The sequence below is a fragment of the Eximiradius sp. genome (assembly GCA_937127445.1).
GTDB lineage: Bacteria > Bacteroidota > Ignavibacteria > Kapaibacteriales > UBA2268 > JAKIZO01.
Window position 1 is genome coordinate 45,083 of the sequence record CAKZLY010000013.1, and the last position, 17,366, is coordinate 62,448.

Annotated in this window: 14 protein-coding genes; 6 read left to right on the top strand and 8 right to left on the bottom strand. The window is 39.1% G+C overall.

Translation table 11 applies throughout. The annotated features are described in order from the left end of the window. Nucleotides 1-4: 4 nt before the first annotated feature. From argF to AC6QZF_RS02425, 5 genes are all read right to left on the bottom strand, one after another. Nucleotides 5-922 carry an ornithine carbamoyltransferase gene (gene argF, locus AC6QZF_RS02405; protein WP_499798284.1) on the bottom strand — a complete coding sequence of 306 codons (918 nt, stop codon included), beginning with the start codon at nucleotides 920-922 and terminating at the stop codon, nucleotides 5-7. Nucleotides 923-976: 54 nt separating this feature from the next. Continuing rightward, a complete protein-coding gene (locus tag AC6QZF_RS02410; protein ID WP_499798285.1) occupies nucleotides 977-1,117 on the bottom strand; it encodes a hypothetical protein in 141 nt (46 codons plus the stop codon). Between the two features lie 126 nt (nucleotides 1,118-1,243). Next, nucleotides 1,244-1,588 (bottom strand): histidine triad nucleotide-binding protein, encoded by a 345-nt coding sequence (locus AC6QZF_RS02415; RefSeq protein ID WP_499798355.1) that lies wholly within the window; start codon nucleotides 1,586-1,588, stop codon nucleotides 1,244-1,246. Between the two features lie 71 nt (nucleotides 1,589-1,659). Next, nucleotides 1,660-6,429, bottom strand: a complete 4,770-nt coding sequence (locus AC6QZF_RS02420) for an NIDO-like domain-containing protein (RefSeq protein WP_499798286.1) — start codon at nucleotides 6,427-6,429, stop codon at nucleotides 1,660-1,662. Between the two features lie 72 nt (nucleotides 6,430-6,501). After that, the gene (locus tag AC6QZF_RS02425; protein ID WP_499798287.1) at nucleotides 6,502-8,193 is read right to left on the bottom strand and encodes a short-chain dehydrogenase; all 1,692 of its coding nucleotides are present in this window, start codon (nucleotides 8,191-8,193) and stop codon (nucleotides 6,502-6,504) included. 319 nt (nucleotides 8,194-8,512) lie between these two features. On the opposite strand from AC6QZF_RS02425, the gene AC6QZF_RS02430 reads away from it, so the two are divergent. The 4 genes from AC6QZF_RS02430 to AC6QZF_RS02445 all read left to right on the top strand — a co-directional run bounded on the left by AC6QZF_RS02430 (nucleotide 8,513) and on the right by AC6QZF_RS02445 (nucleotide 13,105). Beyond that, nucleotides 8,513-9,619, top strand: a complete 1,107-nt coding sequence (locus AC6QZF_RS02430) for a glycosyltransferase family 2 protein (protein WP_499798288.1) — start codon at nucleotides 8,513-8,515, stop codon at nucleotides 9,617-9,619. Between the two features lie 131 nt (nucleotides 9,620-9,750). After that, the gene (locus AC6QZF_RS02435; RefSeq protein WP_499798289.1) at nucleotides 9,751-11,523 is read left to right on the top strand and encodes an NADH-quinone oxidoreductase subunit G; all 1,773 of its coding nucleotides are present in this window, start codon (nucleotides 9,751-9,753) and stop codon (nucleotides 11,521-11,523) included. A 25-nt stretch (nucleotides 11,524-11,548) separates the two neighbouring features. Next, nucleotides 11,549-12,592 carry an NADH-quinone oxidoreductase subunit NuoH gene (nuoH, locus tag AC6QZF_RS02440; protein ID WP_499798290.1) on the top strand — a complete coding sequence of 348 codons (1,044 nt, stop codon included), beginning with the start codon at nucleotides 11,549-11,551 and terminating at the stop codon, nucleotides 12,590-12,592. A gap of 12 nt (nucleotides 12,593-12,604) precedes the next feature. Then, on the top strand, nucleotides 12,605-13,105 hold the full coding sequence (locus tag AC6QZF_RS02445) for a NuoI/complex I 23 kDa subunit family protein (protein ID WP_499798291.1): 501 nt from the start codon (nucleotides 12,605-12,607) through the stop codon (nucleotides 13,103-13,105). 60 nt (nucleotides 13,106-13,165) lie between these two features. Here the strand turns inward: AC6QZF_RS02445 and AC6QZF_RS02450 are convergent, their stop codons facing one another. The 3 genes from AC6QZF_RS02450 to folP all read right to left on the bottom strand — a co-directional run bounded on the left by AC6QZF_RS02450 (nucleotide 13,166) and on the right by folP (nucleotide 15,974). Then, complete coding sequence (locus AC6QZF_RS02450; RefSeq protein WP_499798292.1) at nucleotides 13,166-14,134, bottom strand: KpsF/GutQ family sugar-phosphate isomerase; 969 nt, start codon at nucleotides 14,132-14,134, stop codon at nucleotides 13,166-13,168. Further along, nucleotides 14,134-15,096, bottom strand: a complete 963-nt coding sequence (locus AC6QZF_RS02455; RefSeq protein ID WP_499798356.1) for an NAD-dependent epimerase/dehydratase family protein — start codon at nucleotides 15,094-15,096, stop codon at nucleotides 14,134-14,136. The genes AC6QZF_RS02450 and AC6QZF_RS02455 overlap by 1 nt, the downstream gene beginning before the upstream one ends. Before the next feature lie 86 nt (nucleotides 15,097-15,182). Then, the gene (gene folP, locus AC6QZF_RS02460; protein ID WP_499798293.1) at nucleotides 15,183-15,974 is read right to left on the bottom strand and encodes a dihydropteroate synthase; all 792 of its coding nucleotides are present in this window, start codon (nucleotides 15,972-15,974) and stop codon (nucleotides 15,183-15,185) included. 15 nt (nucleotides 15,975-15,989) lie between these two features. Here folP and AC6QZF_RS02465 point away from each other — a divergent pair, with 15 nt between their 5' ends. Together AC6QZF_RS02465 and AC6QZF_RS02470 are read left to right on the top strand one after the other, a co-directional pair. Then, nucleotides 15,990-16,475, top strand: coding sequence for an NYN domain-containing protein (locus tag AC6QZF_RS02465; protein ID WP_499798294.1), 486 nt, complete (start codon nucleotides 15,990-15,992; stop codon nucleotides 16,473-16,475). Beyond that, on the top strand, nucleotides 16,468-17,337 hold the full coding sequence (locus AC6QZF_RS02470) for a DUF2520 domain-containing protein (RefSeq protein WP_499798295.1): 870 nt from the start codon (nucleotides 16,468-16,470) through the stop codon (nucleotides 17,335-17,337). The genes AC6QZF_RS02465 and AC6QZF_RS02470 overlap by 8 nt, the downstream gene beginning before the upstream one ends. Nucleotides 17,338-17,366: the final 29 nt, after the last annotated feature.

Sequence of the window (17,366 nt, forward strand, 5' to 3'; positions counted from 1 at the left end):
CCTTTTACTTTTTCATTAATTGATACATAATTGCTTTTTGAGCGTGGAGACGGTTTTCAGCTTCGTCGAAAACAACTGAATATGGAGCATCGATAACTTCGTCTGTAACTTCGTCGCCGCGATGAGCAGGCAAGCAATGCATAAATATAGCATCATCTTTTGCATGTTTCATAAGTTCAGCATTAACCTGGAAAGGCATAAATATCTGGCGGCGTTTTGCAGTTTCTGCTTCCTGACCCATAGATGCCCAAACGTCAGTATAAACAACGTCTGCACCTTTGACGCCTTCTTGTGGTGAATGAACAACTTCAATTTTTGCGCCAGTTGCTTTTGCAGCTTCCGAAGCTTCCTGGAAAGCAATCAAGTTCGGCTCGAAGCCTTTCGGGCAAGCGATAGTAACATTGACGCCAAGACGAGCACCAGCATCCATGAGCGAGTGAGCAACATTATTGCCATCACCGACATAGCAAAGTTTCAAACCTTCGAATTTTCCTTTGTGTTCTAAAATTGTAAGGAAGTCTGCCATAGCTTGGCAAGGATGTGAATAGTCCGTAAGACCGTTGATGATAGGAATTCTTGCGTAGCGGGCGAAATTTTCAACAATATCGTGTCCGAAAGTGCGGATCATCACACCTTGTACCATACGTTCCAAATTTTTTGCAACGTCGTAAACAGATTCACGTTTGCCTAAATTTATTTCGTTTGGCGAAAGATACAAGGAATATCCACCGAGTTGCTGGATACCAACGTCGAAACTTGTGCGAGTACGAAGCGATGGCTTTTCGAAAATCAGAGCAAGAGTTTCGCCTTCTAATGCTTTCGAATATTTTTTACGGTCTTTTTTCATATCTTTTGCTAATTCGAAAGAAGCCAGAATTTCATCTGTTGTAAAATCCAAAACTGAAAGGAAGTCTTTTTTCATAATTATCTCCTAAAAACAAAAATTAAACAAAAATGTATGAGAAGAAAGGTTCTATCAAACGGGAGCATCAGTTTGGTAGTGCCGAAACTGCAATATTTTGCCAGCACGAGATGTGGGAAGAGAAAAGGGCGGTCTGGAAATTCTTCGCCGCTCTTTTGTACTAAAATGACAATATGATATTTTTAATGTATACATTTATCCAATAATGCATTAAAATACAAAGATAATAAAAAAAAAAGAGATAAAAAAGATGGCGTTAAAAAAAAAGCACAATTTCAGTTTTCAGTGAAAATGTGCTTCATAAAAATATTATATTAATCATCATCCAGGTGGCCATAGAAGCTGGCGCCCACCAAGCAAATGACAATGCAGATGGAAAACAGTTTGGCCAGCGTCTTTGTTGCAATTCATAACGAGTCGATAACCAGATTGGTCAATTCCCATTTCTTTCGCAATTTTTTTTGCAGCAATGAATATTTTGCCAATTAGCTCAGCATCTTCTATTTCAATATCATTTATAGTCGGTATTGGCTTTTTGGGAATAATAAGAATATGAATTGGTGCTTTGGGGTCGATGTCTCGAAAAGCGACGATATCGTCGTCTTCGTAGACTATATCGGCAGGGATTTCGCGTTTGATGATTTTTCCAAAAATTGTATCCATAATTGAACTCCTTGATTTCAAATAAAAAAGAAGATGCCTGCATAAGCAAGCATCTTCTTTCGCAATAGAAATCATTACTTAACGAATGACATTTTGCCAGTTACTACTTCATTTCCGGAGAAAATTCTGTAGATATAAGTTCCAGCTGGTACTGTAGAACCGTTGCTGTTAGTTCCATCCCAGGAAACAGTATTCAATCCACGTTGTAGCTGACCATCGTAGAGAACTTTAACTAAATTACCGAACATATCAATAACTTCTATGCGTGCATTTTGAGTAGCAGGCATATTGAAATCGATATTAGTAACGGTCCTGAATGGATTTGGTGAGTTTTGAGCAACTTTCAGTTCATCAACCATATCAAAAGTAACAGTAAGCACTTCGCTTGTTGGGCAGTACTGAGTACCGTCCAAATCAGTTTGACGCAAGCGGTATTGATAAGTTTCATTCAGTTTTACACTTCTATCAGTAAAGTTGTAGTGGCGAATAGTTGAGGAATTGTTAGCACCGTGAACAAAACCAATAGTTTTCCATTCGGATTCGTTTTCGCCAGCTTTGCGTCTTTCGATATAGAAACCGTAGTTGTTTATTTCGGATGCAGTTTCCCAGAAAAGATCTATACCAACATTAGAACGAATGTCGTAACGGAAATCGAGCAATTCGACAGGAATATCGTCAATACAGATTTGCACTACGTTTTCAGGCTCATAAACTTTAAATCCGAAGAATGGACGAAGCATCGGAATGAAAGTACCACGAGAGAATGTTTGAGTAGTACCATCCTGTGGAGGAATACCCCAGTGGTGCAGATGAGCAAATGCTGGGTTTCCATAAGTTTTCATAAATTCAGTCCATTGGCCAGAACCAGCTAAGTCTTCGTAGCAGAAGTAATTATCGTTGATATATTCGTTGTTAACCCATTTACGGAATTGTTTATCAATCATCAAGTTACAAGCAAGAGCAGTACCAGCGAGGTTAGTTTGAGGATCAACATATTGAGATGTTGTTCTCATAGCCATACGATAGCCGGTAGCGCCAAGATGCAATCCTTCCAGACCAAGTTGAGCAATAGAAATCCAGTATGTGCCTTTGTTAAGGATTACTGGTTGGCGTCCATAATCGGTCATTCTATAGAGAACGTATCTATCAAACTGTGGGAATATCATACCACTGCCAAGTCCACGTTTAGCAACAATATTGGAGTTCGGATAGAGAGAAATCGGTGTATTTACATTCGGGTCGCCAGTGTAAACTGAGAAGGCAATGTCATTCATAGCTTGGTTCAAACTTCCGAACAAGGCTTTATATCCATAGAGAGTATCAGCATTGAACAAAGTAATTTTCATAGCAAATTGCCCTGAACCACTTCCAGAGCCAGCTCCATTACCACCCATTACATATACTGGATTAGTATACGAGCCGAGTCCAGCTCCGGTACCACCATAAGCTTGACCAAACGAAGAAAGGCCGCTTCCACCAGTGCCAGAAAATTCCGGGAGTTGGTTTTCTTCTCTATTAGGATTGTCATAAGCAAAGACGTCGCCAAACTTAATTTGGAAATCAGTGTAAGTAGTATCGTTCTTTATGTATGAATCGCCGCCTTCAAATATAGAGATAGCTTGTATGCGATAGGTACCCTCGCCAGTAACTTTTGCATTCCAGTTAGGCATGGATACTTCAATTGAACGACGAGCATTAAGGTTAGCAAGTTCAATTACACGGCAGTAAACAGGATCGCCGAATGAACCAGCTCCACGGAATACTTTAACTTTAATTTTGAAAGAAGAAGCGTTTATATCAGAGTTATTACTAAGATTAACTAATATTGGGATATCAGTTGCTTGCGAAGCAGGAGCAAGGGTGTAAGGCCACAAAGGTCTAACCTGAGTAACTTCAAGGTCAGGCTTATTCGATGGCATTACTATGCGAACGTTATCTACAAGGAAGTCATCGTCGTCATCTTGGATATTTGGTGGTAGTCCTTTCCAGTGATTACGAGCAACAACACGAATACGGAAGCGGAAGTTTTTAGCACCATCATTTGGAGCTAAAATAAATGAATCAGGGATTTGAATTTGGAAACGGCGGAAGCCCCAGTCTATACCATCATCAAATTGGTCGAAACGCAATCCGTTTTCATTCGAGTTAGTGGTTGGGTCACGCCTTAATGGGATATTTGGATTTTTTTCGTCCCAGCCCATAAAGTAACCGCCCATACCGAACAAAGCAAAAGCCGGAATACCATAATAAGGTGTTGAGTTTGGAACTGGATGCCAACGCCAACGATTATAGTCTTTTACATTTGTAACAAATCTAATACCATCAGGACTTGGGCGCATAAATTCAATTACAATAGAGTCGCCATCGGGACGAGTAACAGAAGCAGCATTTGTGTATAAAGTTGCCCTATCGAGACCACTGACAAGACGTCCTTCGACACCTACGATTTGCTGATCCGAAAAACCACGATCCCAGGTAGTGCCAGGTCCGTTGAGAGTTCTTTGAACTGCAAAAGATAGTACAGCACCACGTTTATTACGTAGGTCAATTGGGAACGATGTTACAATATCGCCACCTGGAGTATTCTGATTTGGGCTCCAATCTGAACCGTCAAGATTCTTTCTGTTTACATGTAGAACTGGTGAGCGAAGTTGATCGTTAGTGCTGTTGACAGCTGAGAAAACACCACGTGGTGGGAGTGGATAGCGTGAGTTTTGTTCACCATCGGCAACAATAGCACCAATATTCACCCATTTGTGAACTGAAGGCATTGCAACTTTGTATATACTGTGATATTCACTGAAATCATCGTTGAATTCTTGTAAACGTTTCATTACGATGAAGTCAACATTGGTTGTATCGTCGAAAGGCCAGCTGTCGCCAAGAGGTGGCAATGATGGATCGGGTGAAGTATTAGCATCTGCAATGATAAATGCGCGCATTCTACCAATGTGATCTGGAATGTACTCATTTGGTTCAAAAGGTGGGAAGAAAACTTGAACAAATCTATATGGAGGAACACCATTTACACCCGTTGGAAGTGGATAGACATGTGTTGCGGTATAGTTATTGCCAGTTTTTGTAACATTGGACAAACGAACCATAGTGTATGGATCGTCGCCACAATCTGGGTCGGCAGTTTGAGCTGCTAAATTCAAGCATTTTTGAGTAACTCTAATCAAACGGTTATATACAACTCTTGGAATTGGCTGGCGGAATTTAGTAACAGGATTTTCAGTATAAGTAGCAAGGTTATAGATCATAAAGCGAGCTCTAAAAATAGCATCCTGAGGAGTGAAGTTCACGCCGTAAGGACCTTGAATATCGTTGGAAACATTATGAATTAAAGCAACAGGCTGAATAGCACCCAATTTGGGTTCACCGGCAAGCAATTCGTAGCTGGCAGCTTCTTCGGTTGTGATTTGCTTGCTAAAAGACAAATCAGAAGCAGCTGTATTTTCGTCACGAACACGCCATTGAATATCGACAACTCTTAGTGTATTTTTCCATTGTTTAAAACGAACACCCAAATTATTGTGGGGCCATAAATAGCTCATAGATGATTGAGTAACTCTATCGAAATAGTGTGTAGTCTGCTGATATTCAGAAGCTGAGGTAGGGCCCCATGGGAATGAACCTGTTCCAGTTTTTGTATCATAAGCTGCATCACGAGCCCAACCGGTAACACCAGCTGTTGCCAATACACCAAAAGCAGTAGCAGCAGGAACTTTCGACATAGCACTAATTGGATACATTCCTGTAAAGCTTTCATAATAAATAGTAATTGACGAGTCCAATCTATTTAAAATCACTTGAGCGTTTGCTACAACATACCCAACATCACCGGGACGGCGGTTGCTTTGTGCACTATATGTTCCTTGTGGGAATTGATATGTACCAGCTTGAGGCGCAATATTAACAAAATATATAGTTAATTTACTTCCATCAATTTCTCTCTTATAGTAAACACGTCCGTGGTCATCGGGACGGTTGTCTCTAACACTCCACTGTGAAAGGTGCATTGGTCCCCAGAACGGTGCAATATATGCACCACGGTTAGTAGTTGTCGAAAGAGTATTTAGCTGACCACCACCATTTGCACGAATACCTGCAGTAGCCGTAGTAATTTGATTATTCAGCACAGATACTCTATATCCGAAATCATCTGGAGTTGGGTCGGTAAGGCCATCGCCCGTTCTTGTACGAACATACCAATCCATACTCATTGGGTCGTAGGCAGTAGTAGCACCCGGTGGGATTGTCCTTTGCCCAGCTGAGTTATAATAATAGCGACGATTTGTAAGAGCAATTATACCGTTAGTCGAAACATAGAAAGAATCGTAACGAATGCCGTTAAAATAGAAACCGAAACCAATTGGAATTGGACCGGCAATAGCATTATCTGTCGAGTCCACTACAATTGGGTTGTTGTTTGCATCACGATGACGGAAGAAGTTTACCTGAGCAGGATTACGGAAAAATCTCAAACCTTCTTCCTTGTTAATTTGCCAATATGTGGAATCCACCAGTCTGGGTCCTGGAAGGATTCTTCTCCAGGTTGTTGGTTGGAAAGTAGTATCAACGAAATCGTCTTTTGGACCCCATCCAACAGAACGGTCGTCGCTATCGACGAAGTAATATCCCGTGGATGCTGCACGATTTACTCCCTGCCTATCCGTGTTAGTTTCATTAAACTGGATAGGATATGTGGTAGGAGTATTTGGACCAGCAGGAATAGTAAGCCCGCTCTTGCGTTGAATTTCATCGCTCTTATCATTGTTTGCAAGTGCATTATTTGCAAGCAAACCAATAAACAGTGCGATAATAAGAATAAATTTCTTCATTGTAAACTCCAAATGTGTATTTAAAAACATTCTATTTATTGAATTAATTTCCATAATGTACTCTTATTATTATTAACGTTTAAATCTCCAACCTTTATCTTCGAATTCGAAAAGCCAACCAGCAATTTTGCCCTCTTCGAATGTTTCGAAATGATTCCAATAATCTAATGTATATGAGTATCTTGAACCCGTTTCGTCATCTGGTACTTGGCGGGCATGCTCCATAATTTTTTCGCAACGTTCCTGCCAATCGCAGAAGCTCTTCGGACGCAGATCAACCCATCCTTCGTAGCACCATTGTTCAATGTTTTCTGGAGTCATATCGAGCTGCGCTTCTCCACGGCGAACTGGGATTTTTACATCTTTTCCACGAAGGTATTTCTTACCATCAGGCAATAGGACAACTAATCCGATCGAAAGCATTTCTGCTAATAATTTCTCATCGTTTTTCACAAGTTCAAGTGCTTTTTGCGAGAGTTCTTCAGGAGTGAATTTTGAAATATCTTTCATCGCTCCAACTATTCTTCTCAAAATAAAGCCTTCATAGAGAAGTTTCGATAGTCTTGGAGGACCGAGCAACTCGAAAGCGACAGAATCTACGCCATATTCTTTTTCTAACTTCTTGATTTTATCAAGAGCGATATTTCTTAGCATACCTCCACGATATGTTGGACCTAATGTACAAGCATCGAGCCCTTGAATTACATCACGCCCCGTATTGCCACCGCGAATTTCAAAAACTAAATATTCAGCAATTTCCTCAGGTGTAACAATTTCCATCTGCCCGAGTGCGCTTATTGCCTCAAATTCACCTTTGGAGAAAATGCCGTTTTCGCCAGTATCAATAAATACTGATTTATATACATCGCCAGTATCAACCACACCAGTTGCATCATCGAATACAAATTTCCCTTCGGCAGGGCGAGCATCATCAAAATTCATCTTAACAAGTGGGATAGCACGGCCGCGACGTTTTACCTCTCCATAAGCAATTTTTTTCCAAGCGATAGCCGCAGTTGGCTTTATTTCTTTAACGATTGGTCCATTCGGAGTGCGAGCAAGCAAGAAAAGCAATAAAGTCTGAGCACCTGCAACAGCAGTTTTCGAAAGCAGTACACGCGATGGACGCTCTTCGCTATGAGTATATGGGATATTCACACCCATACCGCCTGTTCCGCTTGTGCCAACCTTGAAATACATAGTAGTTTTGGCATCGAGCAAACCGCGGTAAAGTATTTGAATATGTCTGATAAGTTGCGGAACATAAGCGCTTGCGATAACTCTTTCGATAAGAGCTTTGTCTAATTCGCCTTTGTCGATTTTCTTTATTGCATTGATTGCAGTATTGTAAATATCTAAATAAGCAATTGCAGTTGCTGTATTTATGCAATCTATTACTAAATCTGGTTTTGTTTCGACTATGAGATTATACAAGAAAGAATGTTTAAGAATTTTATCGTCCAAATCAAAAAATATATCTTTGAGGAATTCACCACGCATTGCATCATCAGCAATAACATCACCCCAATTTATATCTTTCCATTCCGAACGAGCAAAGATATTGCCCCATTTTGGGATGAACATATTTGGATCGGCTGATGGGAATTCACGTTTCAATTGAGCAACAGCATCTTCTGCTTCCCACTGATTTAAAGACAATATAACTAATTGTGCAGGTTCGTGTTCCATTAATTTGCGGCATATTGCGGAACCAACAAGCCCCCAACCACCTAATACTAATACTTTTGAGCCTTTTATTTCCATAACTCGTCCATTTTTGTTAATAAATTATTTGGTTTATTAGTTCTATTCATTGTATTAATTTAACAAAAATAGAAACCTATCCCAAATAAAATTAACAAATTTTTACATTTTTTAAATATTTTTTCTACTGTTTAGAACTTTTTCCTCAGTTATTAAAGAAATTCATTATTTAATTATCTACAACTATTCTAACAATTTTTGTTCTAATGTAATTAACATTATATTAATTCAATAATTACAAAATATTTTTTTATTTTTTCCCTAATCTTAACTAAAAATTATCCTTTAATTGTTAATTTTGTTAAAAAAGAATAAAAGTATGATATATATTATTGCTGCTGCTGTTGTTGCTTATCTTGCTCGAACATTGTTTATGTTCATTGGAGCAAGTAAAATCAGAAGAAAAAGTGTTGGGCAAATCAGCTTTACCCCAGCTATAAGTGTGCTTGTCCCAGCTCGTAATGAAGAAGAGACAATCGAACAATGTCTGATTGCACTTGCATCGAGCAATTACCCAAAAGATAAATTTGAAATCATCGCCATTGACGACCGCTCAAGCGACGCTACTTTACAGATAATGCAAAAAGTTGCCGCAAAATATGATAACATAAAAGTTTTGAGCATCAAAGACGAACAACAAAAACAAAATTTACGTGGCAAGGCTGGTGCTTTGCATTTCGGAGCAGAAGTAGCCAAAGGAGAAATATTATTGATGACCGATGCCGATTGTATAGTCCATCCCGAATGGATTAGTACTATTACAAAAAATTATGCAAACGAGCATATTGGCTTGGTTGCATCATTCACACTAATCGATGGGAAGCGACTATTCGATATTATTCAATCTGTCGAGTGGATTTATATGAATACAATGGCATCGGCTGGTATTGCATTTGATATACCACTTGGATGTTATGGCAACAACGTTTCTGTTCGCCGAAAAGTATACGAAGAAATTGGCGGCTACAAAAAAATCCCATTTTCTGTAACCGAAGACCTGTCATTGCTGAAAACAGTTCATAATTATGGATACGCCTTGCATTATGTAACCGATTATAGGGGTACAGTTATTACAAAACCTTGCAGAACTTTCGCCGAATACATAAGCCAGCACCGCCGTTGGGCAATGGGCGGATTAACCCTTGGGTGGAAAGCTGTTGTTTTTGTTCTATCAAGCTTACTTATGTGGGTTGGCATAGTAGCACCATTATTTACAGCGAACTACATATATGCGATATTGCTATTGTTATTGAGATTTGCTGGTGATTTTTCGATAATTTTTCCAAGCGCAGTCAAGCTCAAACAAAATAAATTACTTCTGTATCTTATCCCATCAATACTATTTTTTTTGATAATTGAGTTAATAATTCCTTTTACACTATTTTCTAAAAAAGTCCGCTGGAAAGGACAAATTTTCAAAGGATAAAGTTCGATTATTAGAATCCACCTAAATAATTAATATTTTGTAAGAAAGAAACAAGCTTTATCTAAAATATATAAAAGTTTTTTCGTCATATTTTTTATTGTTTTTCGAACAATTAACATTTGGAGTATTTAATGCCGCATATTTATATAGATGGGAAACGAATAGAAACGCAAAGCGGTAAAACAATTATCGAAGCAGCATACGATAATGGTTTATATGTGCCTCATTTTTGCTGGCATCCGGAACTTTCGGTTGCGGGGAATTGTCGTATGTGTCTTGTGGAGGTTGGCTTGCCCAAAAGGCTTCCCAATGGGGAATTCGAAACCGACAGCAACGGTAATATAGTTGTTTCTTATATGCCAAAGCTTCAAATTGCTTGTGCTACACAGGTTGCAGATGGTATGCACGTTCGCATAAACTACGATAAAGTAATCAAAGCACAAGAAGCTGTAATGGAATTTTTTCTAATAAATCATCCGCTCGACTGCCCAATTTGCGATGAAGCAGGGCAATGTAAATTGCAAGAATATGCGTTCAATCACTCACGCGGAGAAAGCAGATTTGAGGAAACTAAAAATCACAAAGATAAACGCATTCCTTGGGGTCCGAATGTGCTTTTTGATGCAGAACGTTGCATCTCTTGTTCCAGATGTATACGTTTCGCTAAAGAAATTGCTCATCAAGATGTGCTTTCGTTTGTTCAGCGGGGCGATCACGTAACAATCAAAGTACAAGATGGTGCAAAATTCGATAATAATTATTCTATGAATGTTATTGATATTTGTCCGGTTGGAGCGCTCACAAGCCCTGATTTCCGATTTAAATCGCGTGTGTGGGATATGAGTTTTAATGAATCAATTTGTATGGGATGTTCGCGCGGTTGCAACATTCAAATTGGGGTACGAAACAACGAAATTTTACGTATAGAACCCAAAACTAATATGTATGCGAATAAATACTGGATGTGTGATTACGGGCGTTTGTCATACTACAAGAAAATTAACGGGAATCGCGTAATTAGCCCAACAATAAAGAAAAACGGCGTTCAAACGGAAGTATCCTGGGAAGAAGCAATTTCCTATGCTGCATCAATTTTGCGTAAATATAAGCCTTCTGAAATAATGTTTGTTGGTTCGGGTCGTTCTTCCACTGAAAACAACTATGCATTAGTCCGGTTTGCAAAAAATGTTGCAAAGTCAACGAATATAGATTATTATGAGCGGATAGATCAATCATTTGCAGATAATTTTTTAAGGACAAACGATTTAAATCCTAACTCTGCTGGATGTCGCAGCATTGGTGTAATGCCTTCATCTGAAAAATATTCCCTGAAAAATTTACCTGAAAATATAAAAAATGGCTCGGTTAAACTTGTTTACATTATGGACGAAGACTTTGATTTAGATGATAAATATATTCAAGCATTGCGCAATACAGAAGCAATAATTATCCATTCTACGAACCACTCGAAGCTAACTGAAATTGCGGATGTTGTGTTTGCATCTTCGTATTTTGCTGAAAGCGAAGGAACATTCATTAATATAGACAAACGCGTTCAATACTTCGAGCCTGCTCTTATTACGACGGAAAATCTTCACCGTATGGGAATGAAAATGAGTCGATTGGATAAGTTTGGTGCCCACAATGACCGATGGACCCAAAAAGAACTGCGAAACTGTCGTCCTACTTGGAAAGTATTGAGCTTACTGGCATCACATTTTTCAGTTAATTTCAATTATAACAAAGCTGAAGATGTTTTCAACGATATCGCGCACAATGTCGGTTCGTTCAATGGCATGAGTTATAGATTACTTAAAAAGCATCAAGGAATAGTACTCGGAAAAGCAAATAATCCCGACCCTGTGATTCATAATTATGAATCACATTATATGAAACCAAATTGATTTATGAATTAATTTCTGGGAAATTATGGAAAATTTAGGCTGGATTTTGTTAGAGGCTTCGATAAAGGCATTTGTAATATTAAATATAGTTTTGCTTGGAGCTGCTGCATCAGTTTATTTAGAACGCAAAGTCTCAGCAGCAATACAGGATAGAATTGGTCCGAATCGTGTGGGACCATTCGGTATTTTACAACCGTTTGCGGATGTATTTAAGTTGTTTTTCAAAGAGGACATTGTTCCACAAGCAGCGGATAAACTTTTTCACGCGCTTGCACCTGTTATTTCGCTTGGGGTTGCCATAGCAGTTTATGCAGTAATTCCATTTGCCCATTATGTAGAAATTAATGGTGTAAAGTATTATTTAGGAATTGCTCCCGATGTGAATATCGGTTTTCTGTTCATACTCGCAATGACTTCGGTTGGTGTGTATGGTATTACTCTTGCAGGTTGGTCGAGCAACAACAAATATTCATTAATGGGCGGGTTGCGTTCATCGGCACAGATGATTTCGTATGAACTTTCTATGGGGCTATCGCTCATTGGAGTGGTTCTCATCAGCAGCTCGTTTTCGTTAAATGATATAGTTTTGCAGCAGTCCGGCTGGAAATGGAATGTATTTCTGCAACCATTGGGTTTTCTTATTTTCCTTGTTTCAGCATTTGCCGAAACCAATCGTGCGCCATTTGATTTGCCCGAAGCTGAGCCGGAGCTTGTCGGAGGCTACAACACAGAATATTCAGGAATGAAGTTCGGGATGTTCTTCCTTGCTGAATATGCAAATATGGCAACTTCATCTGCTTTCATCACTTTGCTATATTTTGGTGGGTGGCAGCTTCCTTTCCCTGCTGAATGGTTGGGATTGCAGGAAGGTTCAATTGGGCTCGCATTGGCACAGTTTACAACATTTATGATAAAAGTTGGAATTTTTGTATTGTTCTTTATCTGGGTGCGATGGTCAATTCCTCGCTTTCGTTATGACCAACTGATGAATTTAGGCTGGAAGGTTTTGCTACCGCTATCGATACTAAACGTGATTTTGACTTCGATTGGAGTTCTTATTTTCAAATAAGGAGATAATAAAATGAATATAAATACAGAAAACATAGAAAAAAACAGGATGACTTTTTGGGAGAAGATTTATCTTCCCGAAATAGCACGAGGATTAGGGCTTACTTTGAAACGTATGTTTCGGCAAAAAATGACGCGTCAGTATCCAGAAGAGAGATGGGAGCCGCTTGGTTCTTATCGCGGTCGCCCTGTTTTGGTGGAAGAAGGCGGCAAAGAAAGATGCGTTGCTTGCGGTTTGTGTTCGCGCGTTTGTCCGGCTCTTGCTATCGAAGTGCAAGCAGCAGAAACACCGGACGATAAAGAACGCTTCCCTGCAAAATTTGAAATTAATATGTTACGCTGTATTTATTGTGGTTTCTGCGAAGAAGTTTGCCCAGAAGAAGCAATTGTAATGAGCAAAGATTATGAACTTGTATTCGCAAGTCAAGAATCAGCAATTATGAACAAAGAACAATTACTCGTTCCCATTGCTCAATTGCAAGATAGACTTGAATTCCTTCGTAGATATAAATAATTTCTTAATAAAAATAAATTTAATAGAAAAGCCCGAAAGCTAAATTAGTTTTTGGGCATTTTATTGCCCGCTACGAACAATATCGTGCAAGCGGATAAGACCAAGTAGTTTCCCGTTTTCGACGACGGGAAGGACATTTATTTGACTCTGGCGGTTCTCCATCAAAGCAAGAGCGTTAAGCAGAAGTGAGTTTTCATCAATAACAATTGGATTGCGCGTCATTACATCGCTAACAACAATATCTTTTAGGTTGTCAAATCTATTAAGCAGGCGGCGGACATCGCCATCGGTTATAATCCCAAGCAAGTTCTGTTGGCTGTCGCAAATACAAACGCAACCGAGTGGTTTGCGAGACATTTCAATTAATGCTTCTTTGAAAGTAGAGTTAATTTTAATAATTGGGATATCTTCGCCGGTGTGCATTACGTCTTTAACACGCAAAGTAACGGAACGACCGATTTGACCAAGCGGATGCAAACGGGAAAAATCTTCAATTGTAACACCTTTCACCTTCATTGTAGCGACCGCAAGGGCATCGCCGAGCAGCAGGGCGGCGGTTGTGCTTGAAGTAGGCGCTAAATTAAACGGGCAGGCTTCTCGTGAAACCTGTCCGTTAAGCACAGCGTCTGAATGTCTTGCCAGATAGGAATTTAAACTACCCGTGATTGAAATTATATAAGCGGAAGATATTTTCAAATATGGGACAAGGCGGATAAGTTCTTCTGTATTTCCGCTTTTGGAGAGAAGAATAGCGACATCGTCTTTTTGCACAGCGCCAATATCTCCGTGCAATGCCTCAACAGGATGAAGAAACATTGCCGAAACACCAAAGCTGGAAAAGGTTGCAGCAATTTTTTTTGCTATAATTCCACTTTTGCCTACACCTGAACAAACAATTTTGTTTGCTTTCGAGATGAAGTCAACTGCACGGATGAAATTTTCATCAAGATTACGGGAAACATTTTGCAATTCGGCAATTTCGTCATCGAATACCTCACGAGCAATAGCAAGAACATCCAATTTATTCATTAGATTAATCCCTTTTTGTGTTTTTCGGTTAGTTTTTCAACCATATCTTTAGTCATAGAATAAATATCGTAGCTTGGTTGCCAACCCCATTCGCGTCGAGCGCAACTATCATCGATTGAATGGGGCCACGAGTCGGCTATGGCTTGACGAAAGTCAGGTTTATAATTAATTTCAAAATCAGGGATAAATTTACGAATTTCGTCAGCCAGTTGTTCTGGTGTGAAGCTAAAAGCAGCAACGTTGAAATCACTATGGTGAACTAATTTATCGAAGTCAGCTTCGGCAAGATTTATGGTCGCCTTGATACAATCGGGCATATACATCATCGGAAGCATAGTGTCTTCCTTCAAGAAACAAGTATATTTTTTATTTTTGATTGCTTCGTAGAAAATTTCGACAGCGTAGTCGGTGGTTCCGCCACCAGGCAAAGTTTCGTGAGAGATAATTCCAGGATAGCGAAGACCGCGGCAATCGAGCCCGTAACGATAGACATAGTAATCGCAAAGACGTTCTCCAGCAACTTTTGTAACTCCGTACATTGAAGTTGGATGAAGTACACTATCTTGTGGAACGTTTTCTTTTGGGATGCCACGTCCCCAAACTGCCATTGAGCTTGGAACTATAACACGAGCAAGTTCGAATTTTACGCCAAGGTCGAGCACGTTCATAGTGCCGTTCATATTGACGTTCCAGCAGAGTTGGGGATCTTTTTCGCCAACGCCCGAAAGAATAGCAGCCATATGAAAAACAGTATCAATATCGTATTTGATAATAACTTGACGTATATTGTCAGCTTTTGTAACATCTACCACCTCATATGGACCGCTCTCGGCAATATGTTTCGGAGGATTTGGACGGATGTCAGATGCGACAACGTTGCTATTACCGTAGCGGCGGCGAAGTTCCATCACCAGTTCGCTACCAATTTGACCTAAAGCCCCTGTAACTAAAATTTTCTTAATTTCTTTTCTCATAACTACACAATAATAAAGTAAATAAAAATAACTTGCAAATTTCGTAAAAAAAGCAAAAAAAGCGAAGAGATATTTTAACTATCTGCATTCAATTTTTCTGTTATTCGCCTCATTTGCGTTGCCATCTCTACATTATGGACACGGATAATTTCTATTTGCTTCGACCAAAGCAGAGCGTGTATTACCATAGTGGCAAAATCCCTTTCCTTTGGTTCGGGTATTTGCAGGAATTCACCAATAAAACGTTTTCGTGAAATGCCGAGCAATAGCGGCACCCCAAGACGACAGAAATAATCTATATTACGGAGCAATTCCCAATTTTGCTCAAAGGTTTTGCCAAAGCCTATTCCTATATCTGCGTAAATTTCCTCAACACCTTTGCTTCGGGCAAAAGCTATTTGGCGCTCCAAAAAAGTATAAATATCGTCAAGCAAATTATCGTAATGTATGCTTTGTTGCATAATTTTTGGTGGAGCAGGCAGATGCATCACACAAAGCGACTTTTTATGCTTCGCAGCGAGGTCGGCAAGCCGTGGCTCGAAAGTTAGTCCACTAATATCGTTTATCATATCAGCGCCGCTTTCTATCGCCTGCTCGGCAACTTCGTATTTTGTTGTATCGATTGATATGTAGGATTGCGGATAATGCTCTTTTATAAACTGAATTAAGGGAATAGTTCTTCTAATTTCCAGTTCTACGGGAACGGGGTCGGAACCTGGACGAGTGCTTTCGCCTCCAATATCGAGGATGTCAACTCCCAACTCAAGCCAACGCCCAACTTTTTCCAATACAACCGATAGATTTTCGTTATCTCCACCATCAGAAAAACTATCGGGAGTTGTGTTTATTATTCCCATTATTTTCATTTTTCAAGCAATATTATGAAACATTACATTTTAGATACATTCAATGTAATCAATAAATTCAATTTGAGCAAATCGCACAAAAAAGATGTTCACACTGCAATTTCAGCATTGATTGAACTTATCAAGAATTACCAAAATAGATATTCATCATATCAATTTACATTAGTTTGCGATGGTCGTACTGATGAACCTATAAATCTTGTCGGAAAAATCAGAATTATTAATTCGGGCAATCAGAGCGCAGACGCAATTATCAAGCAAATAATTGATAAAGCATCAGTTAGAACCAATCTTGTTGTTGTCAGCTCCGACCTTGAAGTGTATTCGTATGCAAAAGCGAACCTTTGTTCTGTGCTGACAGCAGAAAATTTTCTTAAATTAATAGATGATTCACCTCAAAAAAATAATAAATTGCATAAAACAATTAAAGAGAAGCCATTTGCACCAAGCAAACGTGAAATTGAAGAATATAAAAAACTATTTGGAGAAGAAAATGAATAATTTCACATATGGAGTTGTCGGGTTAGGAAAAGTTGGTTATGCTGTTTGTCGTAAACTTATTTCCAATGGGCAACTAAAATGGGTTGTAACGAGCAAACTGGCAAATGAAATTGATTTTTCTGGTAGTGTCGAAATATATTCATCAATTGAACAGGTGAAAGAACCTGTTTCGGTTATAGCAATTGCAACAAGCGATGGGGTATTCGAAAAGATTGTAAAAGATATTTGCAGGATTTCCGGCAAAAGAAAGATATGTGATATGGCGTTTCATTTTAGTGGTGCAACTTCTCGCGAGGTACTTCGACCATTATTAGAAATTGGTATAAAAATATTATCGCTTCATCCAATGCAAACTTTTGGGAGGTTTCGCGAGGATATTTTCGAGGGCATTTTTTGGGGTTGTGATTGTTCTGTGAGTGACTTTGAAATTGCAAAACAAATAATTTCAGATCTTGGTGGGATTGCTCATCTGCTTGATGAAAAAATATTACGCGACAAACCTTTATATCACGCTATCGGGGTATCAGTTTCGAATTTTTTGCAAGGAGTTATCGAATTTGCACGCTTGCAGTGCGAAAATCTTTCACTTCTGCCATCAGAAGTACTTCTCCCAATACTTCGAACATCATTTGAAAATTCAGTCTCGGCATTAGAGCAAGGCAGAGATGTACCAATAACTGGACCTGTTGCTCGTGGAGACACCGAACGTATTAATATACATCTCGAAAGCCTGAGAAGTAATAGCCAATATGCTGATGAATACAGATTACTGACTCACTTTTTAGCATCTATTTTGATGAAACAAGGCAAAATTAACGAAGAGACCTACAATAAAATTATCACTATTACTAATCACAAATAAGATGTAATCCGGATTGCTTGGAATTATAT

What these genes read in the sequence shown, in the direction of transcription:
- argF (WP_499798284.1), bottom strand. Translation starts at nt 922, where the DNA reads ATGAAAAAAGACTTCCTTTCAGTTTTGGATTTTACAACAGATGAAATT.
- AC6QZF_RS02410 (WP_499798285.1), bottom strand. Translation starts at nt 1,117, where the DNA reads ATGTATACATTAAAAATATCATATTGTCATTTTAGTACAAAAGAGCGG.
- AC6QZF_RS02420 (WP_499798286.1), bottom strand. Translation starts at nt 6,429, where the DNA reads ATGAAGAAATTTATTCTTATTATCGCACTGTTTATTGGTTTGCTTGCA.
- AC6QZF_RS02425 (WP_499798287.1), bottom strand. Translation starts at nt 8,193, where the DNA reads ATGGAAATAAAAGGCTCAAAAGTATTAGTATTAGGTGGTTGGGGGCTT.
- AC6QZF_RS02430 (WP_499798288.1), top strand. Translation starts at nt 8,513, where the DNA reads ATGATATATATTATTGCTGCTGCTGTTGTTGCTTATCTTGCTCGAACA.
- AC6QZF_RS02435 (WP_499798289.1), top strand. Translation starts at nt 9,751, where the DNA reads ATGCCGCATATTTATATAGATGGGAAACGAATAGAAACGCAAAGCGGT.
- nuoH (WP_499798290.1), top strand. Translation starts at nt 11,549, where the DNA reads ATGGAAAATTTAGGCTGGATTTTGTTAGAGGCTTCGATAAAGGCATTT.
- AC6QZF_RS02445 (WP_499798291.1), top strand. Translation starts at nt 12,605, where the DNA reads ATGAATATAAATACAGAAAACATAGAAAAAAACAGGATGACTTTTTGG.
- AC6QZF_RS02450 (WP_499798292.1), bottom strand. Translation starts at nt 14,134, where the DNA reads ATGAATAAATTGGATGTTCTTGCTATTGCTCGTGAGGTATTCGATGAC.
- folP (WP_499798293.1), bottom strand. Translation starts at nt 15,974, where the DNA reads ATGAAAATAATGGGAATAATAAACACAACTCCCGATAGTTTTTCTGAT.
- AC6QZF_RS02465 (WP_499798294.1), top strand. Translation starts at nt 15,990, where the DNA reads ATGAAACATTACATTTTAGATACATTCAATGTAATCAATAAATTCAAT.
- AC6QZF_RS02470 (WP_499798295.1), top strand. Translation starts at nt 16,468, where the DNA reads ATGAATAATTTCACATATGGAGTTGTCGGGTTAGGAAAAGTTGGTTAT.